This is a genomic window from Bacillus sp. 1NLA3E (genome assembly GCF_000242895.2).
Classification (GTDB): Bacteria; Bacillota; Bacilli; order Bacillales; family Cytobacillaceae; genus Bacillus_BU.
Map to the genome: position 1 here is coordinate 1,895,918 of NC_021171.1, position 16,127 is coordinate 1,912,044.

Below are 16,127 nucleotides of genomic sequence, written 5' to 3' on the forward strand. Positions count from 1 at the left end.
CTTGAGAAAGGACCTTCCTTTAAAATTATTCTGTATATTTAATAAATAGTGATCGACCATATTCTTTCTTACCAAAGTTTTCGATTACATCTTGTGTCTTAGGATCAATCATAAATTTAACAAATTTTTCAGCATCTTTACTGTTAACTTTATCATGCTTTTCAGGGTTTACCTGCATTACGTGATAAATGTTCATTAAATCTTTACCGCCTTCAACGACAATTTGAAGGTCACCTAAGTTCTTTTCTTGAGCTAACCATGTAGCACGGTCTGTAAGAACGTACCCTTTTTTCTCAGCTGCAACTTGAAGGGTTTGTCCCATACCTTGACCAGTTGATAAATACCATTCACCTTCTGGCTTAATGTTTAGAGCAGTCCAAATCCCTTTTTCCTTTTTATCTGTACCAGAATCGTCACCACGGGAAACAAAGATTGATTTTGTCCCGGCTAATTTTTTGAATGAAGCATTAATATCTTCTCCGCTTACTCCTGCAGGATTTTCTTTTGGTCCAACTAGAACAAAGTCATTATACATAACTCGTTTATAGTTAATGGCATCACCGGCATCAACAACAGCTTTTTCAGCTGCAGGTGCATGAACCAAAAGGGCATCAGCTTCTCCTTTTGTTCCCATTTCTAATGCTTGTCCAGTACCTACTGCAATAACCTTTACTTTAACATTATTTTGCTTTTCAAACATAGGCATTATTACATCTAGCAGTCCGCTGTCTTGTGTACTTGTAGTAGTGGCAAGAATCATGCTAGTCGGTTCTGCTTTAGGCTCCTGTTTTTTCTCCTTTGTAGCAGAATTTGTGTTTGAATTTCCGCATGCTGCTAAAACCAGTAGCATTAAAGTAAAAAGGACAGCTAGAAAACGATTTTTCTTCATGTAAGTTCCTCCAAATTGATTTTTTGATTAATACTTTAAAACCAGTATTTACTATTAAATAGTGTAAATAATGTTATTAATAATTACTATGTATTTTATCACAATTAGTTTAGTTTTGTTTAATATCGTTAAGTTTTGTTTAATTTCATTTGGTTTTAATTAGTTTTAAAGTCAATTGGATCAATGACAATTATTGTCTCAAAAATTAATAATCCACCGCGTTAATTTGTTATAAATTAACGCGGTGGATTATTAACATAATTATATCAATGTCATGTATTTCGAATTATTATTAATCACTCATTTTCTTTACAAGTGAGTCACGGTCACTCGATAATGGAGGCTGCTCTAACCAACCATTTTTTATCATCAGTTTCCCACCGTCTTCTGCAAATTGTAGAAGTTCTAGATTAAGTCGAAAGTAATGAGCACCTATATCTCTCCTTCCATTGACACTCAAAGCAGTTCCATAATATCCAATGGATAATTGTGTAGATAACTGAATTTGGTACATCAAAAATTTATCTGAAAAGGGCGAAGTAGTAGAGTTAGTAATCAGCGCTTGTAAAGAAATGGGGGAATTTAATTTCTCTTCATGAAATACCGATTCAAATATTTTCAGTTGTTTATTGGTAATGTCTAGACCTCTCTTAATATGTTGACGAACCTCTTTTGATTGAGCTACTTGGATAAATCCCACCTTTAAAGCAGCATGTAAATGCATTTTAGCCATGTTGAAGGTAATGTCTCCAATTTCCATAACATTCAGTGGTCGACGTTTTCCAAACCATCCAGTTAAAAAACTTTGGTTTTTAACAAAATCGATAGAATCGGGTGGTGAAACAATAGGAGGTCGTGTGTATAGTCCTTTCGTAAGCATTACATCAATGGTTTGATCGAAAAGCATCATCGTTTCGGTCATACAGGCTATGTAATACTTCCGTAAGTCAGATCGAATAGAATTACTTACTGAAAAAGAGTATCCAGTCAACCCTTGCAATGTCATGATATAAAGATAATGTAGGTAGAAAGGGTCCTGAAAAAGACGAGGTGCGTTAATGTTTACATCTTCTTTTTCTGTAAACCCATGAGGGATCGGGTAATTTTCTTTTAACATGAATTCAGTTACTTTTTGAACATGCTCTCTTGATAATCCCAAGGCATTTTGGTAGATTGATTTGATTTCGTGATCTTCGATATGCTCAAGTGCATATCGAAAAAAACAAATGGACATTGAATCAAAAATGTATTGAGTCCAAAGGCTCGAAATTTCTGGAGCTGTTAATTGAATTGATTTATTCGTTTCCAAGGCTCACCCTCCAATATTTTTGGAAACATAAGTGTAAATCTACTCAAAATAGCCATCCCCCTATTTAAACTGTAATAGCTACTGATTGCCAGGGGGATATCACATCAAATTTCAATAATGATTGGCAGGATCATTGGCTTTCGCTTCGTTTGGGAGTATAAATATTGTCCTACTGATTTTTTAATACTTTGTTTGATTACATTCCACTGCCGAACATTCTCTGCTTGTAAGTCATTAACGGATTTTTTTACAAGACGGTTAATCTCTTTGATAAGATCCTCGGAATCTTTTACGTACACGAACCCACGAGAAATGGTATCTGGACCTTGAATAATTTTGCGGTCTGTTTTACTAATTGTTAAAACAATCACGAGCATTCCATCCTCAGAAAGTTGTTTACGGTCTCGTAATACAATCTCTCCAACATCGCCAACACCCATCCCATCTACATATGTAACCCCTGAAGGTACTTGCCGAGTTTGTCGGGCAACTGAGTTTTCAACATCAACGACATCACCATTTTTAATATTAAAAGTGTTCCCTTTTTCTATTCCAACCGATTCAGCTAACAAGCGGTGGTGATGCAACATTCGATATTCACCATGGATTGGAATAAAATAGGTGGGTTTCATTAAGGTAAGCATGAGTTTTAAATCTTCCTGGTAACCATGTCCTGAAACATGCATTCCCGTTGAACTTCCAGATCCATATACAACCTTGGCGCCAAGTTGAAACAAGTTGTCGATGATACGTGAAACGTCCTTTTCATTGCCTGGGATTGGCGAAGCGGCAAAAATAACTGTGTCTCCAGGATAGATAGCAGCATCCCGATAGTTTCCGCTAGCTAGGCGGGCAAGGGCTGCATTTGGTTCTCCTTGACTTCCCGTACATAGAATCGTAACCTTTTCAGGCGCCAGCTTATCGACTTCATTTGCCTCAATTAGCATCCCTTCTGGAACATTTAAATACCCATGTTCAATCGCAACTGAGACAACATTGACCATACTTCGACCAAGTAAAGCAAGCTTTCGATTAGTTTTAATTGAAGCTTCAACGACTTGCTGTAGGCGATTTACATTTGAAGCAAAGGTGGAGATGAAGATTTTTCCATCAGCTTTCATAAAAGCTTCATCCATATGGCCACCAATAATTTGCTCCGAAGGGGTTAAACCAGACCGTTCTGCATTTGTACTTTCCGAAATTAATACTAAGACACCTTGATTGCCGATTTCAGCCATTTTATGAATATCAGAATGTTGGCTATTTACAGGTGTTAAATCGAATTTGAAGTCCCCGGTATGGACAACATTTCCTTCAGGTGTATGGAAGACGACGCCAAGACAATCAGGAATACTATGACTAACTCTGAAAAAGGAAACATTGATCTCACCCAACTCAAGATTTGAATCCGAGTTAATCTGGACTAATTGCGTATCCCGTCGGAGCTTATGCTCGTCTAATTTTAATTCAATCAAACCTAGTGTAAAACGGGTTGCATAAATGGGGACGTTTAATTTTTTTAAGAAAAAAGGAACACCACCGATATGATCTTCGTGTCCATGGGTCACAATTAATGCACGGATTTTGTCCTGATTTTCTTCTAAATAGGTAATATCAGGGATAATTAAATCGATTCCTAATAAACTCTCATCTGGAAACTTACCACCACAGTCGACAATAATAATATCGTTAGCATATTGGATAACATACATGTTTTTTCCGATTTCATTGATGCCACCTAAGGCGAAAATGGATAATTTATTTTCAGTGGTTGCCAAATGTATTCCTCCCAATTGAAATTAGATATATTTAGTATTTCCTTTTTATCTAAGTTCATGACATAAAAAAATAAGTGCCCAAACTAGGCACTCAAAAGTAATGCTGATTATTTATATCTAATCATTTATATCTCAAACTCAAATTGTTACGCCGCAATCTGCGTTACGCCAATATGAGTTTAAGTAGCATGTTTATAAAAGGCTCTTTTCTAAAAGATTGTTGTTTTTTTAATAGGTTTTGTGGAAAGGAAACCTATTAGAAGAAAGTTGATTGGAGCGGAAGGTGCGAGACTCCTGCGGGAGCAGCGGGACAGGTGAGACCCCACAGGCGCTTAAGCGCCGAGGAGGCTCACCGCCCGCCCCGCGGAAAGCGAGCATCCTGGAGCGGAAATCAATCACTCTTTTCTTTTAGTAAATAGCAACAAAGATTACGAAAACAGCCTTATAAAAACATCAAGAATGAATAGCTGTTGTTTTTGTTAAAGTATAGAGGAAATGTGCAACACCGTCTTCGTGATTAGGAAGGGTAACTTCATGACAGGCGTCTTTAATCTCCTGATGGGCATTCCCCATTGCGGCACTTCTTCCGGCAATTCTTAGCATAGATAAATCGTTAAAGCTGTCGCCAACTGCTGCAGTATCCGCTAAGTTAATATTTAGCTTTTTTGCAAGAATTTCTAGGGCAATTCCTTTTGAAGCATTCTTGTGTTCCAATTCAAAATTATGTTTAGCAGACTTAACCATGGTTAAATCGTCCCTATACTCAAAATTTGCCCAGCCTTTTTTCAGCTTTTCCTCATCAAACGAAAAGGCAAGGATATTGTAAAAATCAATATCTTTATCAAAAAGATCTTTGTAGGACTTGATATAGGAAAAGCCTGTTTGACTGAATTGCTTTTCTGCAGCATATTTCAGTCGATCTTTATTTATATCGGGGTATGCACTTGTTATTCGATCCATTTCGATTGCTAAAAGCTCTCTTCCATTATGCGGAGTCCATATGAAATCATTGCTACAAACTTCATAATAAAAGTTTTCTTTTTCGAGCCAACTCAAAATATTTAATGCACCCTGTCTATTGATTGGTTCTGAGTGGAACAATTCTCCATTTGGTTGGTGAATTGTGGCTCCATTAGCTCCAATAACCCAAGTTTTAATACCGCAATTTTTAAATATGGATTGAACATCAAAATGAGTGCGTCCTGTCGCAATAACAATTTCAATTTGGTTGGATTGGGCAAATTTAATAGCTTCCAAATTTTGTATGCTTACTTGGTTTTCTTCATTAAGTAAAGTTCCATCTAAATCAATCGCAATCAATTTCACCAAGTTAATCCACTCCTATGTCTTTTTGATCAGCAGTTAAGAGCTCAACATTGTTTTTATTCAACAAATCCCTAAACGCTTTTGGGGGAGTTTTATCCGTTATTAAAAGATCTATATCATTTAGATTGGCAAACCTGAAAAAATCAGTGATACCTAATTTTGTATGATCGGCTAAAACGATAACCTGCTTAGCTTGCTTAATCATTTTTCGTTTTACCATTCCATCCTCCTCATGAGGACTGGTTAAACCATGTTCAGAAATGCCAACTACACCAATAAAAGCTTTATCTACATGAAATTCTGCTAATTTTTCTGATACAGATGAACCGTATAGAAACCGATGTTCTTTATGAAGAGTCCCACCTAGGAGTTGAATATTCACATCTGAGTTGTTAGATAATACTTCTGCCTGGTTAATTGAATTGGTGATAATGGTACAATCTATATTTTCAATCTGTTCAGCGCAGGATTGAACGGTAGTTGAGGCATCCAATATTACTCTATCACCTGGAAAAATAAACGAAGCTGCTAGTTTTCCAATCGTCTTTTTTTCGTCAGAAACCGTTTTAAGTCGGTTCGAGTAGTCTTTTATTTCTTGATGAACAGAGGGAAGAATCGCCCCTCCACGTGTCCGTAATATTGATTTTTCTTCTTCTAGTTTGACCAAATCTCTTCTTGCTGTGTCTCTTGAAACATTAAGCAAGGAACAGATTTGTTCGACTGAAATTCTATTATTCTTTTTAAGAAAATCCAAAATGGACAATAATCTTTCCTCTTGATACAACTTAACACACCAACTTTCAATTTAAGTATTTATAAGTAATTATACACTATCTTTAAGTGAATTCAATGATAAATAAGTATTTTTAAGTAAAAAAATAAATGAGGAGAGGCTAAGGGGAATATCCGTGATGTTCGTATAGAATAATAATATAATTATAGTGAGGTGGGGATTAAGATGAGTATAAAAAAATCGGTAATTGAAATAATGCGTAAGCGTCAGTCGATTAGAACATATGATACCCAAGAAATAACCGAATCTCATTATAAGTTAATAAATGATTACATAAATACAGAAGAAAACTTTATCGGACCGTTTGGAGGAAAAGGGAGAGTTGAGTTGATTCAAGTAACCAACAATGTAACAGACAAGGGAATAAAGTTGGGGACCTATGGAATGATTAAAAATCCACAGGGATATTTTGTAGGAATTGCCGAAAATAATCAAAACTCGATATTAGAGTTTGGCTACACTTTTCAAAAACTCATATTATTTTTGACAGAGTTAGAAATTGGAACTTGCTGGATGGGAGGAACATTCAACCGAAATTCCTTTGAAAAGGAACTTCAGCTAGAGGAAGGGGAGTTCATTCCTTGCATAACACCCATAGGCTATCCAAATGATAAAAAACGGGTTTTGGATAAAGCACTCCGCTTCGTCGTAAAAGCAGACAATAAAAAGGCTTGGGAAAAGCTTTTTTATGATGCGAACTTTAAGGTTACTTTAGTAAAAGAGAAAGCAGGTAATTTTGAAATACCGATTGAAATGGTTAGACTTGGACCATCTGCTTCAAATAAACAGCCTTGGCGACTCGTGGTGTCTCCTGATCGGCAGGTTTGTCATTTTTATATAGAGCATACGCCAAATTATAGCGCAAAATTGGGATATGACATGCAAATACTAGATATGGGGATTGCCATGTGTCAGTTTGATTTAGCTTGTCAGGAAATAAATGTCGAGGGTCAATGGATAAAAGAGGATCCCAAAATTGGTCTCCCAAATGAACAGATGGAGTATATCGTTAGTTGGAAGATAATATGATTCTCCCTTTAGATGAAATGAATTTGATTATGAATATATATCAGAATGTGTGAAGATACTATCTTTGAATTAATTTCAAAGGAGGTATTAGGTATGCCAGGAAAAGCGAAACAACAGATTGACCAATGTATGTCAACAGTTCAAGGTACGGTGAGCACCTTACAACAAGCACTAGGTTCTGCAGAAAAACCAGATAATAAAAACAAGATACAACAAGCTATAAATTCACTAAATACCGCACAACAACAATTATCTGGGTATCAAGATTAGTCATTATTAAATAATTTTTTAATGAAAAGGCTGTGTTAAAGCACAATGTTTTTTTTGGCACAATGTTGATTGGAGTGGAAGGCGCGAGACTCCTGCGGGAGCAGTGGGACAGGTGAGACCCCGCAGGCGCTTTAGCGCCGAGGAGGCTCACCGCCCACCCCTAAGGTGCGCGAAGCGCCTGGAACGGAAATCAACATTCTAGTTTAACAGAGCCAATGGAAAAAAAAAGTTCCCTTCGGTTAAGGGAACTTTTTACTATAGTTGCTACAATTAGTTGGTAATCCCAGGTAGTACAGGTTTCGTAAAAATTGGTGGATTACCTCCTAATGATTTTAAGAAGGCTAACAAATCTTCTTTTTCTTGCTTTGTTAAATCTAAGGGAGACATAAAATTTTTCAAGTAAAAGCTCTTGTTTGGGTGTTCGCCGCCGCCGCGATTATAGTAATTAATGACCTCTTTTAGTGTGGCAATGCTTCCATCACGCATGTATGGTGCGGTGTGGGTTATCCCATATAAACCAGCTGTGCGAAATTTCCCCATATCTCCAATTTTTTTCGTTAAAGCAAACCTTCCCTCATCTTCACTATTTAGTCCAGTATTATAAAAGTTGTTGTCAGAGAGATTTGGGCCATTATGACATTTTGAGCAATAAGCCTTCCCAGAGAATAAACTTAAACCTCGAAGTTCCTGTTGGTTTAATGCTGTTGTGTCCCCTTGTAAAAATTGATCATAAGGTGTATCTTTTACAACGATTTGTCGTTCAAAAGCAGCTAAGGCTTTAGCAAGATTTTTTTCGGTTATTCCGTCATTAAAAGCGGCCAAAAAAAGGTCTTCGTAACCTGTTATGCCCTTTAATTCCTGAATAAGCTCATCTAATTTTTGATTCATTTCATTTGGATTCTGGATGGGACCTAGTGCCTGTTCCTCTAATGAAGACGCCCGCCCGTCCCAAAAGTTTGAGGTGTAGTAGCCTGAGTTGATGATGGTTGGACTATTTCTAGCTCCATCACTACCATCATACATTTTTAAAGTTGGACGACCATCCCCATAACCTAAACTTGAATCATGACATGTAGCGCAGCTTCGCTCATTGTTTCCGGAAAGGCGAGGATCAAAGAACAAGGTTTGCCCTAGCTTGACCACTTCAGGCGTCATTGGGTTATCCACTGGAACTGGGATATCGCCTAATGGTACAAGGGGGCTATCATTTTGAAGAGTTTCAAGCAACTTATTAGGATCAATTTTCGCTTGTTTACTTACTTCCTCCTTATTTGAACAACCAACCAAACCAACACAAAAAAATAGTAAAAGAATACTAAGTGAAATTTTTCTCATAAAAGAAATACCTCCTCTCAAATTATTTGTATGTAAGTATTTGTATACCCTCATTTTAATTTTAATTTTCGGAAAAAGCGGACAGCATTGTGGCAAAATTTCAAAAAGTGGCAATACTATCCTAATGGTGAACAAATTCCTTTTTGGTTAAAGATGGGATGAAAGATTTTACAGTTTTCTTATGAAACGATATACTTGAATAATAGACGACTTTTGTTGTTCATTATTTGGATTACATAAAATGGGAATAATGAGTGGATTTAGATGAATAGTGGATCTAAATTCATTCAAAATCATATCAAGGAGGAATGAAACATGGCAGATTTAAAAGGAACAAAAACAGCAGACAATTTAAGAGCGGGCTTTGCAGGGGAGTCACAAGCAAATCGACGCTATCTTTACTTTGCGGACAAAGCTGATACAGAAGGTGCAGAAGAAGTAGCAAGCTTATTCCGTAGCATTGCAAATGGTGAGACAAAACATGCTTTTGGCCACTTTGATAATTTACGTAGCAACGGTGAAGGTGATCCTGCTACAGGTCTTCCTGTGGGAAATGTTAAAGAAATGCTTGCTTCAGCGATTGCTGGAGAAACATACGAGTATTCCGAAATGTACCCAGGTTTTGCAGCAACTGCTCGTAAAGAAGGATTTGACCAAATCGGTGAGTGGATGGAAGTTATGGCAAAAGCAGAACGAGTTCATGCACAACGTTTCCAAAAGTTGCTTGATTCTTTAGAAGACTAATTTTTATTGCCGTCCCTGATTATTTGGGACGGTTGTTTTAATAAATGAAAAGAGGTGGGCTATGTATGACTAATACCATAACTAGACAAGATTTGATCCCATTAAGTACATACCGACGAGGAAGAGAAGAATACCTTCAAAAAATGATTACATATAAAAATAATAGACGGATCCAGTTGTCGGAACATATTTCCCTATTATTTGAAAATCGAAACACGGTGTTATTTCAAATTCAAGAATTGGTAAATTGTGAAGATCTAGAGGACCCTCAAGAAATTGATGAATACATAGACATTTATTCAGATATGATTCCTAATGAGAGTGAATTGTCAGCTACTCTTTTCATAGAGTTAGACGACCAAAGTAAACTTTCAGACTTATTAGTTTCCCTAAAAGGTATTGAACATCATTTAATGATGATGGTTGAAAACGAAGAGGTTCCAGCTGTTTTTGAAGAAGTGCATGATGACCGTGAATTTACCACAAGTGTTCATTATTTAAAATTCCCAATGACACAGAATGCCAAAAATCTTTTTAGTAACGGACCTACTGATGTAGCTTTAATCCTCAATCACCCAAATTTAACTGTGAAAATTGCTTTGACCCCTCAAAGTATAAAGAGTTTACAAAAGGATTTAGCCTAACTAGAAAAAATCACTTTCCAAAAGGAAGTGATTTTTTTTTGCGAAAAGGCTGTGTTAAAGCTCATTGTTGATTATTGCACAATGTAGATTGGAGTGGAAGGCACGAAGACTCCTGCGGGAGCAGCGGGACAGGTGAGACCCCGGAGACGCTTTAGCGCCTAGGAGGCTCACCGCCCGCCCCGCGGAAAGCGAGTGCCTGGAACGGAAATCAACATTATAGTTTAACAGAGCCTTACGATAAGGATAATTCCGGTCGTTTTATTTTCAAACAGGATTAGACGTCTGGAGAGAGATTATTAACTTTTTTTAAAAACACACTTGACTAGTAGGTTTAATGTAGTTTATTGTGTAAATAGTAATAAATTACTTAATATCCAATATTGCCCACTGGTTTACCGGAGGCCCATGTCAATCCTTTACGATTAGGATTCTGATATGAGCCTCTTTTTTTATTTCCAAATTAATAAGGGGGAAAAATAATGAGTTTACAATTTGCCTATTGGGCACCAAATGTTAGTGGAGGTCTAGTGATATCAAACATCCCACAAAAAACAGGCTGGTCATTTGAAGACAATAAACGGTATGCATTAATTGCTGAAGAAATCGGGTTTGATTATGTACTCTTGCAAACAAGGTTTTTTGCAAGCTATGGGGCTGAAAATCAGTTAGAAGCATCTGCACTTGCATCCGCACTTGCTGCTTCAACAAAAAAAATCAACATCATTACCGCTGTACTTCCAGGTCTATGGCACCCAGGGGTGATGGCAAAAATCATCTCGACGATAGATCAAATCAGTAATGGACGTGCTGCGATTAATATTGTTAGTGGTTGGTTTAAAGGTGAATTTAATGGTTATGGTGAACCATGGCTCGATCACGATGAACGATATCGCCGTTCAGAGGAATTTATCGAAGTCCTTCGTGAGTTATGGACAAAAGAAAATACTAATTATCGGGGCGATTTTTATCGGATAAACAACGCACCTTTAAAACCAAAACCAATTAAACAGCCAAAAATCTTTCAAGGTGGAAATTCTAAGGCAGCTAAAGAAATGGCAGGACGTAGTACAGATGTGTATTTTATGAACGGAGGTTCGCTTGAAAAAATAAAACAACAAATAGATGAAGTGAGAGCATTAAGAAATGAAAATGGCAGAGGCGACATCCAATTTGGAGTAAATGGCTTTGTTATTGTTCGTGATACAGAAGCAGAAGCAAAAGAAGTTCTACGAGAAATTGTGGAAAATGCCAATATAGAAGCAGTTGAAGGATTTAAAGAATCAGTCAAAACCGCAGGTGCAGCCTCACCAGAAGGGCAAGGAATGTGGGCAGAATCCTCCTTCGAAGATCATATCCAATATAATGACGGTTTTAAAACAGGCTTAATTGGAACAGCGGAACAAGTAGCGGACCAAATCATTGAACTTAAAAAGATAGGAGTCAACATCATTCTTACAGGTTTTCTCCACTATGAGCAAGACTTGCGAGCATTTGGTGAGAAGGTATTGCCACTTGTCAGAGAAAAAGAGGCTAAATTGAAGGAGCTCTTGCACAATTAGTTGAGTCCGAATGTATGGTTTTGAAAATATAATCTTCGGCTAGATTACAATAGGCCTCTGCATTGAATAAGAGCGACTAAAAAGATTCTGATCATGATGTTAAAACAAAAGGAGTTTGTCAAAATGGCGAAGCAAAAACAATTAAATCCAGAAATTAATAATAATAAGAACGATTCTTCTCCCCAACTAACGTTTACTGCACCGGTAAAAGTAGGTTCTAAAGAATTTGAACACTTGATTACAGCAATTGCACGGAATGCCCAGGAGCGAAGGAATGCTGGCAGCGAGGCACGTCCCTATTTTTCAATTGATTTAATCAGACAATCAAAACTGGGCGCTCTACGTTTACCGATTGAACTAGGTGGCGGAGGAGCTAGCATTCGGGACCTTTTCTATGCCGTCACACGTTTAGCTGAAGCGGACCCAGATGTTGCTCATAGTCTTCGTTTCCATTATTACCAAGTTGAGGAATTCCTCCTTAGTCCGAATAATGAACTACGTAATACGTGGCTGAAAAGAGTGGCGGACGGAACGATTATTGGAAATGCGTATACTGAAATATCAAATAATAATGTTGGGAGTTCCGTCTATGAAACTACTTTATCCCCTGATGGAGATGGCTACCGTTTAAATGGAACGAAGTATTTTAGCACCGGTACTTTGTATGCTGATTGGGTTTTTGTTACGGCGTCAACTCCTGAGGGTTTAAATGTTTCTGCATTAATCCCAACTGACCGAGAAGGAGTCATCATTGAGGATGATTGGGATGGAATTGGCCAAAGATTGACGGGTAGTGGAACCACGGTCCTTAAGAATGCATTCGTCCATAAAAATGAAGTGACTGTCACCAATGAAGAGCAAACACCGTTTAATTCATTTTTACAGCTAATTCTCCATGCAGTTATAGCTGGAATATTGCGAAATGTCGTTACCGATGCTTCTTCTTTGGTGAAAAGAAGAACTCGTACTTTTAGTTTTGCAGCGGCCGAGAAACCAAACGAAGACCCACAATTACTGCAAATAATTGGACAGCTTTCGAGTAGTGCTTTTGCTGCCGAAGCGATTGTCCTTGCTGCTGCAGATGCACTAGATATTGCAGTGAATTCAGCAGTAGAGGGTGTTATTGATTATTCTTTGAGTCATGATGCTTCGCTTCAAGCGGCTAAGGCTAAGGTAATAGTAGACAATCTTGCATTACAGTCCTCTACGCAACTTTTTGATGTTGGTGGTGCATCGGCAACAAGACAGTCAGCGAACCTTGATCGCCACTGGCGTAATATTCGTACGATTGCTTCCCACAATCCAGTCGTATACAAAGCACGTGCCATAGGTAACTATGTTGTGAATGATTCTGAGCTTCCAATTGGAGAAATTTATTTTTAAAAACTAATTAATATTAATGTGGAAATTTATTAGTAATAAAATTGGAGGAATTAATCATGAGTAATGTAGAAACGAAAAAAAATATCTATTCAAGAGCCTATGTCGAGGAAATTAGAGAAAGAGTTCGACCGATTATTCAAAATATCATCGAACCAAATGCTGTAATTATTGATAAAGAAGGAAGATTTCCCCGTGAAAATTTATTAGCGCTTGCTAAAGAAGGATGGAATTCGGTAACATTTTCTGAAAAATGGGGCGGACTGGATTTAGGCTATTTAGGTCTTGCAATTGTTGCGGAAGAAATCGGGAAGGTGGATGCTTCGACTGCTTTAGTATATGCCATGCACGTTGGTGCTGCCCAAGTAATTGCCTTATATGGAAATGAGGATCAAAAAAACCGCTGGTTATTGCCAGTTCGTGAGGGATCTGTAGGAACTTTTTCTATTAGCGAAAAAGCCACAAGAGGCCATGTATGGTTTAACCTAAGCCAAGCAGAACGCGATGGAAAGGATTATATTATTAATGCCGAAAAGTCGTTTACAACTAGTGGTGGCCAGGCTGATTTTTACATTTTACAAACGAGAACTCCAGAGACTGATGACTATAGTGATATTAGCTATTTCATCGTTGACGGTCATGACAAGGGTATTACTTCTGAACCATGGAAAGCATTGGGAGTAAGAGGAAACCATAGTGGACCGATTACTTATCGTAACGTTAAAGTAAGTCATCGCGATCTAGTGGGGTATGAAGGATTAGGAAAAGAAATTATGGATGATGGTGTGAATCCAATTTATTTACTTGGTCTTGCATCTGCATGGCTTGGGGTGGCGCAAGGTGCTCTTAAGGCAGCGGTAGATCATGTTACGAAGACAGTGAATGAAGGCTTCAATAAAAGTCTGGCTGATCATCAAGTGATTCGTCAAAAATTAGCAGAGGTAAAAATACAAATTACTGGATTAAAAGCGTGGCAATTAGATTTAGCGAGACATTATGATGAGTTGCTTGCCGAGGGGAAACCATTAAGTTTATTAGCGGCGGAAGTCATAGAATTAAAAGTTCAAACATCGGAATTAGCAGATTTTTCAGCTCGAATTGCGATGGATGTAGCAGGTGGTTATGGATATAAAGAAGGTATATTTGAACGGCTATACCGAGATGCCCGAGCAGGAATTCCAATGGCACCATCAAATAATATAGCACGTGATCAAGTTGGAAAGATTTTAGTGGGATTACCATTGGAGCTTTGGGAAGAGGGGAAATGAAATTATTTTGTTAGCTTATAAAATATCGCAATTGATGGTATGATCGACCTTAGTCTTCTTACATGTAAACCAAATTAGAACCAAAAAAGCGCCAGGGCTTATCCAAATGTTGGATGAGGTCTGGGCTTTTTTGGGGGGTGGGCAAACTGGACCAAATTACACTCCAAATACTTGCACTTATCCCCACAACTTTTCCCACCTTTTCGCATCGTTATCGCATGAATCGTAAAAATACATTAAGTCTTTTCTAACCAATTACTTCTAATGAAATTTAGATTTGTAGGTTAATGTACGCATTATCAAAAATTAAATGTATTGTTCTCCTGCGAGATTTATTCACTAAAAAAAGCAAGCACAATACTGTGCTCACCTTTTTCTACAACAATGCGAATTTAATGATACTTATGGTATATTCGATACTTAAGTTAAAGCAGGCATTCTTAAGAGACATTTCAACTTAGATATCATGGTACTAATTAAGATTGTCACTCTAAACCACATAATAATTAATCGTGGAAATAAGCTAAAAAGAATATTCATCAGATATCCCTCCGCATTGAAGTTTAGTGTTAAAAGATAACACTAAAGATAGTGTTAATCTGAGAAACAAATTTATTCATTGAATATTCATCGCAAATATTTAATTATAAAAGCTAGAAAGCACCGGAACCACCGCCACCAGTTTAGGAATCATCTGTCTTTTGGTGGTAATATGAGGTGAAATAGGAAAGGTTTAACACTCGCCATAACAACTATTTTCAAAAGGAAAGTGCCCTAAAAGTGCAAACGCTTGGCCTCATTTAACTATAAAATACTAAATGATATACTAGTTGCAAAGGAATTAATACGGGTGGGACACACAATTTTTAGAAGGAGTGGTGACGGTGGATTCGAAGATACAATCCTATTTTTGAAAACTTAATTTCACTTGTTAGGGAACGACAATTGGAAGCCTCAAATCAGATTCTTGCAGCTACTAAAGAAAAGGTAGACTGCCTTATGAAGTATGGGGTCAATTGAAAGCGAAATTAACAGATTCGAATAATCACGAAAGATCAAGCACTGCTCAATTTCTTTGTACATTGGCCAAAAGTGATCCTGAGAAAAGAATGTTAACTGATTTTCTAGATATTTGGAAAAAGGCGTAAATTTAGGATGGAATTATTAAATAGTTACTTTAATATAAATCATTCAGATTGTCAGGACTAAGGAGAGGGGACTAAACTATATGTCTATAAATGAAAAAAGGCTAGAATTAATCAAAACGATCCTAGAAGATGACTCTATTGCAGCTGAAGAAGATGAAATTCTACATATACTTTTACAAGAACGTATTTCAAAAAATTCCATGTTAGAGCATGACGAAGGGCTAACCTTTGGTGAAAAAGCGGCAGATAATCTTGCGAAATTTGCAGGTAGCTGGGCTTTCATCATTATATTTTTCTTTATTTTATCAGGTTGGATTACCTTAAATGCAGTAATCCTCACAAAACCTTATGATATTTACCCCTTCATTTTACTCAACCTAATTTTGTCATGCCTGGCTGCTATTCAGGCTCCTGTAATTATGATGAGCCAAAATAGACAAGAGCAAAAGGATAGACTAAGAGCAAAAAACGATTTTAAAGTTAACTTAAAAGCGGAAATCATCATAGAAGATATTCATCAAAAGCTGAGTACCATTATTGAAAATCAGCAAAACATGGCAGAACGATTAAATATAATGGAAAATAAGCAGATAAAGTAATACTGATTGGTCTCTACCTTGGGATTGAGATTGTCACAGGGCTAATCGATTAAATA

General features: G+C 37.2%; 14 protein-coding genes. 8 read left to right on the forward strand and 6 right to left on the reverse strand.

What is annotated here, in order from left to right; all coding sequences use genetic code 11:
- Nucleotides 1–25 precede the first annotated feature (25 nt).
- The 5 genes from B1NLA3E_RS09085 to B1NLA3E_RS09105 form a co-directional block, all read right to left on the reverse strand.
- Complete coding sequence (locus B1NLA3E_RS09085; RefSeq protein WP_015593547.1) at nucleotides 26–889, reverse strand: substrate-binding domain-containing protein; 864 nt, start codon at nucleotides 887–889, stop codon at nucleotides 26–28.
- Nucleotides 890–1,181: 292 nt separating this feature from the next.
- Nucleotides 1,182–2,198, reverse strand: coding sequence for a DUF3231 family protein (locus B1NLA3E_RS09090; protein ID WP_015593548.1), 1,017 nt, complete (start codon nucleotides 2,196–2,198; stop codon nucleotides 1,182–1,184).
- Between the two features lie 104 nt (nucleotides 2,199–2,302).
- Nucleotides 2,303–3,976 (reverse strand): ribonuclease J, encoded by a 1,674-nt coding sequence (locus tag B1NLA3E_RS09095; protein ID WP_015593549.1) that lies wholly within the window; start codon nucleotides 3,974–3,976, stop codon nucleotides 2,303–2,305.
- Between the two features lie 453 nt (nucleotides 3,977–4,429).
- Nucleotides 4,430–5,302 (reverse strand): Cof-type HAD-IIB family hydrolase, encoded by an 873-nt coding sequence (locus tag B1NLA3E_RS09100; RefSeq protein ID WP_015593550.1) that lies wholly within the window; start codon nucleotides 5,300–5,302, stop codon nucleotides 4,430–4,432.
- 4 nt (nucleotides 5,303–5,306) lie between these two features.
- Nucleotides 5,307–6,086, reverse strand: a complete 780-nt coding sequence (locus tag B1NLA3E_RS09105) for a DeoR/GlpR family DNA-binding transcription regulator (protein ID WP_015593551.1) — start codon at nucleotides 6,084–6,086, stop codon at nucleotides 5,307–5,309.
- Nucleotides 6,087–6,260: 174 nt separating this feature from the next.
- Between B1NLA3E_RS09105 and B1NLA3E_RS09110 the strand changes: the two genes are divergently transcribed.
- A complete protein-coding gene (locus tag B1NLA3E_RS09110; RefSeq protein ID WP_015593552.1) occupies nucleotides 6,261–7,124 on the forward strand; it encodes a nitroreductase family protein in 864 nt (287 codons plus the stop codon).
- Nucleotides 7,125–7,217: 93 nt separating this feature from the next.
- On the forward strand, nucleotides 7,218–7,394 hold the full coding sequence (locus tag B1NLA3E_RS25240) for a hypothetical protein (protein ID WP_015593553.1): 177 nt from the start codon (nucleotides 7,218–7,220) through the stop codon (nucleotides 7,392–7,394).
- Nucleotides 7,395–7,664: 270 nt separating this feature from the next.
- Here B1NLA3E_RS25240 and B1NLA3E_RS09115 read toward each other — a convergent pair whose 3' ends face one another.
- A complete protein-coding gene (locus B1NLA3E_RS09115) occupies nucleotides 7,665–8,729 on the reverse strand; it encodes a cytochrome-c peroxidase (protein WP_015593554.1) in 1,065 nt (354 codons plus the stop codon).
- Nucleotides 8,730–9,044: 315 nt separating this feature from the next.
- Between B1NLA3E_RS09115 and B1NLA3E_RS09120 the strand changes: the two genes are divergently transcribed.
- From B1NLA3E_RS09120 to B1NLA3E_RS09145, 6 genes are all read left to right on the forward strand, one after another.
- On the forward strand, nucleotides 9,045–9,473 hold the full coding sequence (locus B1NLA3E_RS09120) for a rubrerythrin family protein (RefSeq protein WP_015593555.1): 429 nt from the start codon (nucleotides 9,045–9,047) through the stop codon (nucleotides 9,471–9,473).
- Between the two features lie 65 nt (nucleotides 9,474–9,538).
- Nucleotides 9,539–10,117, forward strand: a complete 579-nt coding sequence (locus tag B1NLA3E_RS09125; protein WP_015593556.1) for a DUF3501 family protein — start codon at nucleotides 9,539–9,541, stop codon at nucleotides 10,115–10,117.
- Between the two features lie 479 nt (nucleotides 10,118–10,596).
- Nucleotides 10,597–11,676, forward strand: coding sequence for a dimethylsulfone monooxygenase SfnG (gene sfnG / locus B1NLA3E_RS09130; RefSeq protein ID WP_015593557.1), 1,080 nt, complete (start codon nucleotides 10,597–10,599; stop codon nucleotides 11,674–11,676).
- Between the two features lie 123 nt (nucleotides 11,677–11,799).
- Nucleotides 11,800–13,059, forward strand: a complete 1,260-nt coding sequence (locus B1NLA3E_RS09135) for an acyl-CoA dehydrogenase family protein (RefSeq protein WP_041580413.1) — start codon at nucleotides 11,800–11,802, stop codon at nucleotides 13,057–13,059.
- Between the two features lie 56 nt (nucleotides 13,060–13,115).
- Nucleotides 13,116–14,324: an acyl-CoA dehydrogenase family protein gene (locus tag B1NLA3E_RS09140; protein ID WP_015593559.1), complete on the forward strand. Its 1,209-nt coding sequence runs from the start codon at nucleotides 13,116–13,118 to the stop codon at nucleotides 14,322–14,324.
- 1,228 nt (nucleotides 14,325–15,552) lie between these two features.
- Nucleotides 15,553–16,071, forward strand: a complete 519-nt coding sequence (locus B1NLA3E_RS09145) for a DUF1003 domain-containing protein (RefSeq protein WP_015593560.1) — start codon at nucleotides 15,553–15,555, stop codon at nucleotides 16,069–16,071.
- Nucleotides 16,072–16,127 lie beyond the last annotated feature (56 nt).